Below are 10,454 nucleotides of genomic sequence, written 5' to 3' on the forward strand. Positions count from 1 at the left end.
GATCAGGACTGGGGCGGCGGGGGATTTCCGAGTGCCGTGTGGATCTGGTAGCGGTCCGCCCTGTAGGTCGACACGCCCAGCTCCGCACACACACCACCGGTGTACGAGCGGCGTTGGAGGAGCAACACTGCGCTGCCCCTTGGGATTTGCAGGTGCCTGGCGTCCGCGGCGTCGGCCAGACTTGCGTCGATTGTCTGATCGCCCGCGTCGAAGACGAGACCGTACACCGCTTCGAGGACCCCGTACAGAGAGCGATCCGCGAGGCGGCGGTCGAGCAGGTCGGGTGCGAGTGACGCGAGGATGTGGGCACGTTCCAGGGCCATCGGCTCGCCGTCGGCGGTGCGCAGGCGTTCGATGACATGGATCTCGGTTCCCGGTTCGACCTCGAAGATCCGGGCGAGGCGGGCGTCCGCGTAGACGGTCCGCCGGTCCAGGTCTATCGCGCCGGGACGCAGGCCGCGGCTCAGCATGTCCTCGGTGAACGAGACGAGCCGCAGCGGCATCTCGATCTTGGGCCGGGCCACGAAGGTGCCCTTGCCGGGGACGCGGTACAGCCGGCCCTCGGAGACGAGCTGGTCGACGCCTTGCCGCACGGTCATGCGGGACAGCCCGTACCGGACGCACAGCTCGCGCTCCGACGGGATCGGGGCGTCGACGGGCAGTTCCGCGCTCTCGATGAGGTCGAGCAGGATCGCGCGGAGCTGGAAGTACTTCGGTACCGGACTGTGCGGGTCGATTGTCGTCACGGGGGTTTCCTCGATGGCCGGGGGCCGGATCGATGGGATTCGCCGGGTTTCGACGGATGGGGTGGGTTAGAGGGCCGACAGAGGCATTGGTTTTGGTTCGGACTGGTCTAGGCCGGACTAGACCACAGGACCGAAAGGCATGTCAATGCACGAATTCGTAACGACCGGGTCACGCCTGGAAGGGACCAAGATCGACGTCCTCGCAGGTCAGGGAGCCCGCTCGGAGGGCGTGTCCGGCCGGGCCTCCGGCGGCATGTCCTCTTCCGGCTCCCGGCCCGGGGTCTGCAGGTCGAACCTCTTGATGACGAACGTGAAGATCGCGTAATACAGCACGAAGTAGACCACCCCCAGTGCGATCACCATCCACAGGTGCCGGGTGTTGCTCTTGGTCGCGTTCAGCAGCATGTCGATCAGCCCGGCGGAGAAGCTGAAGCCGAGCTGCGCGTCCGCCGCCGCGAGCAGGCCCAGGGAGACGCCCGTCAGCACGACGTGGATGCCGTACAGGACGGGCGCGACGAACATGAACGAGAACTCGATCGGCTCGGTCACCCCGGTGACGAACGCGGTGAGCGCGGCCGAGAACATCAGGCCGCCGACGGCGCCGCGCCGGTGCGGGGGAGCGGCCCGCCAGATGGCGAGGGCCGCGCCCGGCAGGCCGAACATCAGGACGGGGAAGAACCCGGCGAGGAACGTCCCGGCGTGCGGGTCGCCGGCCAGGTAGCGGTTGATCTCGCCGTGGACGACGCCGTCCGGGCCCTGGTAGGTGCCGAACACGAACCAGATCAGCGAGTTCAGGATGTGGTGCAGCCCGAACGGGAGCAGCAGCCGGTTGGCGACGCCGTAGACGCCCGCGCCGAACGCGCCCGCCCCCGTGATCCAGTCGCCGAAGCTGTCGATCCAGCCGCCGAGCGTCGGCCACACGAACCCGAAGACCACGCCGAGGACCAGCGCGGCGGCGGCGCTGACGATCGGCACGAACCGCCGGCCGCCGAAGAACGCCAGCCAGGACGGCAGCTTGACCCGGTAGAACCGCTGGTAGAGCAGCGCGACCATGACCCCGACGACGATGCCGCCGAGGACCTGCGTCGGGTTCGTCAGCCCGTAGGCGACGGTCTCCTCCAGGCTGCCGTCCTCCGCCTGGACCATCTGGACGACCATGGCCTTCAGCTCGCTGGTGTGGGAGAACATCACCTTCGAGACGCGGTCGAACACCAGGTAGGCGGCGACGGCGGCGAGCGCGGTGGAGCCGTCGGACTTCTTGGCGAAGCCGATGGCGACGCCGACCGCGAACAGGATCGGGAGGTTGTCCAGCAGCGCGCCGCCCGCCGCGGCGAAGACCTCGGCGATGCGGTTCCAGCCGAGACCGTCCACGCCGAGCAGGTCGTCCTGGCCGAGGCGGAGCAGGATCCCGGCGGCGGGCAGGACCGCGATCGGCAGCATGAGGCTGCGGCCGATCCGCTGCAGCACCGCGAACGTCGCCGACCAGGCACCGCCGACGCCGCGGCCCCCGCCTCCGCCACCGCCGACGGCGGCCGTGGTGCTCACCGTCGATCACCTTCCGGACCGGCGGCTTTTCCGGCAGCCGATACCGGACGAGTTCGGGCCCGCATCTTCATCTTCATCCGATTCGTGGAGTATGGTGCGTACTGGTCTAGTCCGGACTAGACCAGTTGGACCGGGCGTTAACGACCAGCGATCGTCGTGTCACAGAGAGTGCTCATCCATGGCATCACTACTGATCACGGCCTCCAGCATGATCATTACCCCCGCGGGCACTCCTACCCGCGTACTCTCTCCGGGATACGTCCGGGCGGAGAACGGTGTGATCGTCGAGGCGGGTGAGGGCCGTCCGCCCGCCGCGCTCGGCACGCCCGACCACGATCTCCCCACCGGGCTGCTCGCCCCCGGTCTGGTCGACCTCCAGGTCAACGGCTTCTTCGGTCACGACATGGTGGACGCCGACGAGGCCGGCTGGCACACCGTCGTGTCCCGCCTTCCCGAGACCGGCGTCACCGCGTTCCTCCCCACGTTCATCACCGCCCCCGTCGCGACGCAGGCCGCCGCCCTCCGCCGCGCCCGCGACCTCCTCCCGAACCTCCCGGACGGGACGCGCGTCCTCGGCGTCCATCTCGAAGGACCGTTCCTGTCGGACAAGCGCAAGGGCGCGCACAACGCCGTCCACCTCACCGACCCGGAGCCCGGCGCGCTCGCGACGCTGCTGGAGACCGGGCTCGTCAAGCTCGTCACCCTCGCGCCCGAGCGGAACGGCGCGCTCGACGCGATCCGGACGCTGACCGAGGCCGGCGTGGTGGTCAGCGTCGGGCACAGCGACGCGACCGCCGACCAGGTCGCCGCCGCCGCCGACGCCGGGGCCCGCAAGGTCACCCACATCTTCAACGCGCAGACCGGCGTCCACCACCGCGACCCGGGCGTGGCCGTCCAGGCGCTCATCGACGACCGGCTGAGCCCCGGCCTGATCCTCGACCTGCACCATGTCGCGCCGAAGGTGGCCGAGCTGGTGTTCCGGGCCGCGCCGGGACGGGTCGTGCTCGTCACCGACGCGGCCTCGTCCGCGGGAATGCCGCCCGGCACCTACGAGCTCGGCGGCGAGCCGATCACGATGCCCGCGGAGGGCCCGCCGCTGCGCGCCGACGGCACGCTGGCCGGATCCGGCCTCCGGCTGGACGACGCGGTCGGCAACGCCATTCGCATCGGCATCGACACGGTCACGGCGGTGGACGCCGCGACCCGGGTTCCGGCCGACCTGATCGGCCGCCCCGACCTCGGCCGGATCGCGCCCGGCGCCGCCGCCGACCTGGTCTGGCTGGGGCCGGACCACCGGGCGCGTACGACCTGGGTCAACGGGCAGAACGTCTTCGGAGGGGGATCATGACCAGTACCATGCGCGCCGAGATCGGAGAGCAGCCGGACGCGCTGCGCCGGACGATCGACGCGCTGCTGCCGCGCACCCCCGACCTCGGGGCGCTCGCCCGCGAGACGCGGCAGGTGCTGTTCATCGCGCGCGGATCGTCCGACAACGCCGCCGTGTACGGCCGCTACCTGGTGGAGTCGCACGCCGGACGGCTGGCCACGCTCGCCGCGCCGTCGATCGCGACCACCTACAAGCGCAGGCTGGACCTCTCCGGCGTGCTGGCCGTGGCGATCAGCCAGTCCGGCAAGACGGAGGAGATCGTCGAGACCCTCGGGTGGGCCGGCGACTGCGGCGCCCGGACGGTCGCCGTCACCAACGGCGCCGGTTCCCCGCTGGCCGAGATCGCCGAGGTCGCCCTGCTCACGGAGGCGGGCGCCGAGATCGCCGTCCCGGCGACCAAGACCTACACCACCCAGCTCGCCGCGCTGTCGGTGCTGGCGCTCGGCCTCGGCGCGGACGTCGCCGAGGACGACCTGCGCCGCGTCCCCGGCGAGGTCGCCCGGATGATCGAGCTGACCGAGGCGTCGGCGGCGCTGCCCGAGATCGTCGAGGAGCTGGCGAAGGTGCCGGGCACGGTCGTGTCCGGGCGCGGCATCGCGTTCGGCACCGCGCTGGAGCTCGCGCTGAAGATCAAGGAGGCGTGCTACCTGCACGCCATGGGCCTGTCGTACGCCGACCTGTTGCACGGCCCGATCGCCGTCGTCGACGATCAGACCCCCGCGCTGCTGGTCGCCGCCGACTCGGGGCCGACGCTCGCCGGCACGGTCGCGCTGGCCAGGCGGGTCGAGGGCGCGGGCGCCCGCGCCTACGGCGTCGGCGGCGGCCCCGACCTCGCGGCGGCGTGCTCGGCGGCGCTCCCCGGCCCCGCCCTGCCCGAGTGGACGGCCCCGCTCGGCCTCATCGTTCCCGGCCAGATCCTGGTCGAGAACCTGGCCCGCCGGCTCGGCATCGACCCGGACGTGCCCCGTGGCCTGAACAAGGTCACCCAGACAGACTAAGACAAACCCCCTGCAAAGCCCGGGCGACGAGAGCCGGACCGGGCCCACCCCGGACGAGGAGAAGAACATGGACAAGGCCGAGGCCATCGTCGCCGGACTGGGCGGCGCCGACAACATCATCGACATCGAGCCCTGCGCCACCCGGCTGCGCACCGAGGTCAAGGACGGCTCCAAGGTCGACGAGGCCGCGCTGAAGAAGGCGGGCGCGTTCGGCGTCATGCGCAGCGGCACCGTCGTCCAGGTCGTCGTCGGCACCGAGGCCGACACCCTCTCCAGCGACATCGAGGACATCCTCGAATAACCCCTGACCCCACCGACGACGAAACGACCCTCTAAGGAGACCCCGCTGATGACCCGAGTACTGTCACCGGTCTCCGGCCGGGTGGTCGGCCTCGCCGGCGTGCCCGATCCGGTGTTCGCCCAGGCCATGGTGGGCCCGGGCACGGCGGTCGACCCCGAGCGCGCCCCCGGCCACGCCCTCGCGCCCGTCACCGGCAAGATCGTCAAACTTCATCCGCACGCCTACGTCGTCGTCGACGCCGAGGGCCACGGCGTGCTCGTCCACCTCGGGATCGACACCGTCAAGCTCAAGGGCCAGGGCTTCGAGCTCCTCGCGGCCGAGGGCGACGAGGTGACCTCCGGCCAGCCGGTCGTCGCCTGGGACCCGGCCCTCATCGAGGCGGGCGGGCGCTCGCCGGTCTGCGCGGTCGTGGCACTGGACGCGGGCGCCGACGCCCTGTCCGACATCGTGGAGTCGGGTGAGGTGACGAAGGGGGCCGAGCTGTTCACATGGAACTGATCGGATGACGGTGATCGGGCTGGGAGCCGCGGTGTTCGACCTCGACGGCACCCTCATCGACACCGAGCCGCGCAGCCGTGCCCAGTGGTCGCGGCTGTTCGACGCGCACGGCGTCCCCCACGACGACGCGCTGATCGCCTCGTTCGCGGGGCGGCGGGGCCTCGAGGTGCTCGGGGAGCTGGCGCACCTGTTCCCCGGCCGGACGGTCGAGGAGCTGTTCGAGCAGGTCGTCTCCTACCAGAACGCGCCGGGGATGCCGGTGTCCGCGCCCGTCCCCGGCGCGGTCGAACTCGTCCGGGCGCTGGCCGGGCGCGGTGTCCCGCTCGCCGTGGTGACCTCGGCCGAGCGCTCGTATGCCGAGGGCCTGCTCGACGAGCTGGGCGTCCGCGGCCTGATGGACATCGTGGTGACCGCCGGGGACGTCGGCACCGGCAAGCCCGACCCGGAGGGCTACCTGGCCGCCGCCCGCGACCTCGGCGTCCCGGCCGGGGACGCGGTCGGGTTCGAGGACACCCCGGCGGGCGTCGCGGCCGTCAAGTCCGCCGGCATGACGTGCGTGGGCCTCGCCACCACGCAGCCGGCGGGCGCGCTGGCCGGGGCCGACCATGTGGTCGCCGACTTCGAGGACGTGGACGTCGTGCCGGGCCCCGCGCTGCGGGTGCCGGCAAATGCCAATCGGGACAGAACCAAAGCCAAGAGGAGTGTGCCGTGACCGAGCGCAATGTCAAGATCCAGTCGAGGGTGGGGCTGCACGCGCGGCCGGCCGCGCTGTTCGTCCAGACCGCGGCCAAGGCCCCGATGGAGGTGACCGTGGGCAAGCCCGGCGGCGCCCCCGTGAACGCCAAGAGCATCCTCGCCGTGCTCGGATTGGACGCCCGGCACGGGGAGGAGGTCGTCCTGTCCGCGGAGGGCGCGGGCGCGGACGAGCTGCTCGACGATCTTGAGAAGCTGCTGGCGACGCCGGAGCCCGAGGAGTCCTGACGGTGCCGGAGGTTCTGCAGGGCGCGGGAGTCAGCCCGGGTGTCGGCGCCGGACCGGTGCGGACCATCGCCGGGGCCGTCCCCGAACCGCCCGCCGGGTCCCGGCACGGCGGCGACGCCGCGGCCGAGCGCGACACGGCCCTCGCCGCGCTGGAGGCCGTCGCCGCCGATCTTGAGGAGCGCGCCACCCGCGCCGCCGCGGTGGGCAACCCCATGGGCGAGGAGGTGCTGGGCGCGCAGGCGCTGATGGCCCGCGACCCCGGCCTCGCCGATGACGTCCGCGCCCGGACCGGCCGCGGGATCGGCGCGGCCCGCGCCGTGTTCGAGGCGTTCGGCGTCTACCGGGAGATGCTCGCCGGCGCCGGCGAGTACATGGCCGCCCGGGTCACCGACCTCGACGACATCCGCGACCGCGCGATCGCCAGGCTGCTCGGCCTGCCGATGCCCGGCGTCCCCGAGTCGGACGAGCCGTTCGTGCTGGTCGCCCGCGACCTCGCGCCCGCCGACACGGCCGTCCTCGACCCGGCGCAGGTCATCGCGTTCGTGACCGAGGAGGGCGGGCCGACGAGCCACACCGCGATCATCGCCCGGACGATGGGCGTCCCCGCCGTCGTGGCGCTGCCCGGCGCCATGTCACTGGTGGACGGCACGCGCGTCCTCGTCGACGGGGCCGCCGGGACGGTGCGTCCCGACCCGTCCGACGCCGAGGTCGCCGCCGCCCGCGCCGCTGCCGCCGCCCGCACGGCCGCCCTGGAGGACTCCACCGGGCCCGGCGCCACGAAGGACGGGCACAAGGTGCCGTTGCTGGCGAACATCGGCGGCCCGAAGGACGTCGAGGCCGCGCTGGCCAACGGTGCGGAGGGCGTCGGCCTGTACCGCACCGAGTTCCTCTTCCTCGACCGGCAGAAGGCGCCGGCCGACGACGAGCAGGAAGAGGCGTACCGGGCCGTCCTGGAGGCGTTCCCGGAGGGGCGCGTCGTCGTCCGGACGCTGGACGCGGGCGCCGACAAGCCCCTCGCGTTCCTGCCTGCGCCCGGCGAGGAGCCGAACCCGGCGCTCGGCGAGCGCGGCCTGCGGATGTCGCGCCGGCATCCGGACGTCCTGGCCGCCCAGCTCGCCGCGCTGGCCCGCGCCGCGACAGGACTGACAACGAAGCTGCAGGTCATGGCCCCGATGGTGACGGACGCGGCGGAGGCCGCCTACTTCGCCGCCGCCTGCCGCGAGGCGGGCATCGCGCATCCGGGCGTCATGATCGAGGTGCCCGCCGCCGCGCTCCGCGCCCGCGACCTCGCGCCGGAGGTGGAGTTCTTCAGCATCGGCACCAACGACCTCACGCAGTACGCATGCGCTGCGGACCGGCAGGTCGGCGGGCTCGCGCACCTCCAGGACCCGTGGCAGCCCGCCGTCCTCGACCTGGTCGCCCCCGCCGCCGGCGCGGGCGTCCCGTGCGGCGTCTGCGGCGAGGCCGCCGGAGACCCCGCGCTCGCGTGCGTGCTGGTCGGCCTCGGTGTGACATCGCTGTCGATGAGCGCGCCGTCCCTGCCGCTGGTGCGGGCCGCGCTCGTCCGGCACACCCTGGACGAGTGCCGCCAGGCCGCCGCGGCGGCCCGCGCAGCCCGCACCGCCGGGCAGGCCCGCGAGGCCGCCCGCGCCCATCTGCCGGGCCTGACCGAGCTGGGTGTGTGAGAGAGGGGCCGGCTACTGGTAGCCGAGACCGTGGCCGACCTGCTCCCCGGCCGCGGGTACCGGTAGCCGGCCCGTCGGCTTGACCGCGCCGCTCAGCACCCGGCCGAGGGCGTCGACCGACACGGCGCTGGACGAGTACGTGGCGACCGCCGCCGCCGCGCCCCCGGCGGAGTCGAGGTCGTAGGGACGGCCGAGCGCCGCGACCACGACCGGCTTCGACCCGAGCGCCCGGACCTTGGCGGCCGTGGCCAGGCCCGCGTTCAGGGTGGTCAGGACGGTGACGTCCGCCGAGCCCGGCGGCGCCACCGCGACCCCCTGGCGGCGCAGCGCCGCGCGAAGCGTCCCGCTCGCCGGGCCGGTGACCGCGACCTTCCTGCCCTTCAGCGGCAGCACGTTCCGGTCGTTGCGGACGAGCGTGACCGCGTGCTCGGCGACCTGGCGGGCGACGGCCTTGTGCGCGGCCGTCCCGATCACCGCGTCGGCCCTGGCCGGGTCGGCGGCCGTGTCCTGGAACAGGCCGCGCCGCTGCTTGAGCTTGAGGATCCGCGTCACCGAGCCGTCGAGCCGCTGCTCGGGGAGCTTCCCGGACCGGACGGCCGCCATCACCGCCCGGTAGGCGCGCGGCAGGCTCGGCGGCATCAGCAGCTGGTCGGCGCCCGCCTCGATCGCGCGGACCGGGACGGCGGCGTCGCCGTACCTCTCCCGCACGCCCGCCATCTCCAGCGAGTCCGTCGTGATCACGCCGCGGTAGCCGAGCCCGTCGCGCAGCAGCCCGGCCAGGACGTTCCGCGACAGCGTGGACGGATCGCCGGACCCGTCGAGCTTCGGCACGACGATGTGCGCGGTCATGACCATGTCGACGCCGGCGCCGATCGCCGCGCGGAACGGGGGCGCGTCCAGCCGCTCCCACATGGGGCGCGTGTGCTTGATCACCGGCAGGCCGGTGTGGCTGTCGGTGGCGGTGTCGCCGTGCCCGGGGAAGTGCTTGGCCGCCGCGGCGACCCCGGCGGCCTGGTAGCCCTCGACCGCGCCGGCCGTCAGTTTTGACACCAGGCCCGGGTCGGCGCCGAACGAGCGCAGCCCGATCACGGGGTTGCGCGGGTTCACGTTGACGTCGGCGTCGGGCGCGTAGTCGAGGTTGATGCCGACCGCGCGCAGCTCCGTCCCGGTCACCCGCGCGGCGGCGCGGGCGTCGGCGGGGTTCCCGGTCGCGCCGAGCGCCATGTTGCCGGGGAACGCGGTGATGAACGGCGTGCGCGAGACGATGCCCTGCTCCTCGTCCACGCCGAGCAGCAGCGGGATCTTGGACGCCTTCTGCAGCGCGTTGGACTGCGCGGCCGTCCGCTCCGGGGCGCCGAAGTTGTCGGGGAAGTAGATCAGCCCGCCGACGCGGTACTTCCTGATCTTGGCGAGGGCGTCGGCGCGGCTGGAGAACCGCGTCACGAACAGCTGCCCGACCTTCTCCTCCAGGCTCATCTTCGCGACGTGGCCGGGGATCCAGGCGTCCGGGTCCTTCGGCTGGGCGCCCCGCGAGCCGGGCGCGCCGGACGGGCGCGGCTCCTCGCCGCGGTCGTCTCCGCCGCCGCAGCCCGCGGTGACCGCCAGGGTCAGCGCCGCCGCGAGCGCGAGTGGACGGGTAGCACGCACCCTGACCAGGCCCCCCGACATGGTCTCGGTTCATCGGTCGCATCGGACCGTCGCGACGTTAACCGCTCGCCGTCCCGCTGTCGACCCGGCCCGCGCGACGGCGGGCAGGGGCGGACACGAGGCGGGCAGGGGGCGGGCAGGGCGCAACGGCGGACTCCCCTTCCACCGCCGCCCCCCGCGTAACAGCACGATCACGATGGACCCCAGGACCACGGATGTGGATCTTGTGGGGTCCATCGCGGTGAACCCTGACGGCCTTGGCGCCGTCTGTCTCTCTGGATCGGCCGGGCTGGAACGGGACAGCCGGGGCCGGGTCCGGCCGGGCGAGCGCTCAGCCGGGCAGGGGGTGGCCGAGGCGGCGCAGTGCCATCCCGGCCGCGCCGACGGCTCCGTCGCCCGCGCAGCGCGGCGCCGCCTCGAAGCGGTCGCGCAGCCCGGTGCGGACGGCCTCGGCGACGGGGCCCTCCCGGAGCACCGAGCCGTGCATGACGACCGGTGCGCGGGGGTCGGACAAGGCCGGGCGCACCGCGTCCACGTCGCGGAGCAGCCACTGCGCGGCCTCTTCGGTGATCCGTCTCGCCACCGGGTCGCCGGCGGCCGCGGCGGCGGCGACCACCGGGCCGAGCCGGCCGAGCGCCGCGGGCGGACGGCCGTACACCTCCTTGA

Annotated in this window: 10 protein-coding genes and 1 pseudogene; 7 read left to right on the top strand and 4 right to left on the bottom strand. The window is 73.5% G+C overall.

All coding sequences use genetic code 11. From position 1 onward, the window contains the following. Positions 1–2: 2 nt before the first annotated feature. Positions 3–746, bottom strand: coding sequence for a GntR family transcriptional regulator (locus tag ETD83_RS34610; protein ID WP_138649423.1), 744 nt, complete (start codon positions 744–746; stop codon positions 3–5). A 207-nt stretch (positions 747–953) separates the two neighbouring features. Beyond that, positions 954–2,291: a PTS transporter subunit EIIC gene (locus ETD83_RS34615; RefSeq protein WP_407921541.1), complete on the bottom strand. Its 1,338-nt coding sequence runs from the start codon at positions 2,289–2,291 to the stop codon at positions 954–956. A 178-nt stretch (positions 2,292–2,469) separates the two neighbouring features. On the opposite strand from ETD83_RS34615, the gene nagA reads away from it, so the two are divergent. Genes nagA through ptsP form a run of 7 tightly spaced genes read left to right on the top strand, consistent with a single transcriptional unit; the run spans position 2,470 to position 8,141 of the window. Next, positions 2,470–3,639: an N-acetylglucosamine-6-phosphate deacetylase gene (gene nagA, locus ETD83_RS34620; protein WP_138649424.1), complete on the top strand. Its 1,170-nt coding sequence runs from the start codon at positions 2,470–2,472 to the stop codon at positions 3,637–3,639. Then, positions 3,636–4,676 carry an SIS domain-containing protein gene (locus tag ETD83_RS34625; RefSeq protein ID WP_138649425.1) on the top strand — a complete coding sequence of 347 codons (1,041 nt, stop codon included), beginning with the start codon at positions 3,636–3,638 and terminating at the stop codon, positions 4,674–4,676. Before nagA ends, ETD83_RS34625 begins: the two co-directional genes overlap by 4 nt. A 10-nt stretch (positions 4,677–4,686) precedes the next feature. Continuing rightward, positions 4,687–4,977 (top strand): PTS glucose/sucrose transporter subunit IIB, encoded by a 291-nt coding sequence (locus ETD83_RS34630; RefSeq protein ID WP_268920530.1) that lies wholly within the window; start codon positions 4,687–4,689, stop codon positions 4,975–4,977. Positions 4,978–5,025: 48 nt separating this feature from the next. Continuing rightward, positions 5,026–5,475 carry a PTS sugar transporter subunit IIA gene (locus tag ETD83_RS34635; RefSeq protein WP_138649427.1) on the top strand — a complete coding sequence of 150 codons (450 nt, stop codon included), beginning with the start codon at positions 5,026–5,028 and terminating at the stop codon, positions 5,473–5,475. A gap of 4 nt (positions 5,476–5,479) precedes the next feature. Then, a complete protein-coding gene (locus tag ETD83_RS34640) occupies positions 5,480–6,187 on the top strand; it encodes an HAD family hydrolase (RefSeq protein WP_138649428.1) in 708 nt (235 codons plus the stop codon). Next, entirely contained in the window at positions 6,184–6,456 is a 273-nt protein-coding gene (locus tag ETD83_RS34645; RefSeq protein WP_138649429.1) for an HPr family phosphocarrier protein, read from the top strand. Before ETD83_RS34640 ends, ETD83_RS34645 begins: the two co-directional genes overlap by 4 nt. 2 nt (positions 6,457–6,458) lie before the next feature. Further along, positions 6,459–8,141: a phosphoenolpyruvate--protein phosphotransferase gene (gene ptsP, locus ETD83_RS34650; protein ID WP_138649430.1), complete on the top strand. Its 1,683-nt coding sequence runs from the start codon at positions 6,459–6,461 to the stop codon at positions 8,139–8,141. A 12-nt stretch (positions 8,142–8,153) separates the two neighbouring features. Here the strand turns inward: ptsP and ETD83_RS34655 are convergent, their stop codons facing one another. Then, on the bottom strand, positions 8,154–9,809 hold the full coding sequence (locus ETD83_RS34655) for a glycoside hydrolase family 3 protein (protein ID WP_138649431.1): 1,656 nt from the start codon (positions 9,807–9,809) through the stop codon (positions 8,154–8,156). Positions 9,810–10,119: 310 nt separating this feature from the next. Beyond that, positions 10,120–10,454, bottom strand: a pseudogene (locus ETD83_RS34660) (ATPase); the annotation flags it as partial.

It is taken from the genome of Actinomadura soli (genome assembly GCF_005889715.1).
GTDB lineage: Bacteria > Actinomycetota > Actinomycetes > Streptosporangiales > Streptosporangiaceae > Spirillospora > Spirillospora soli.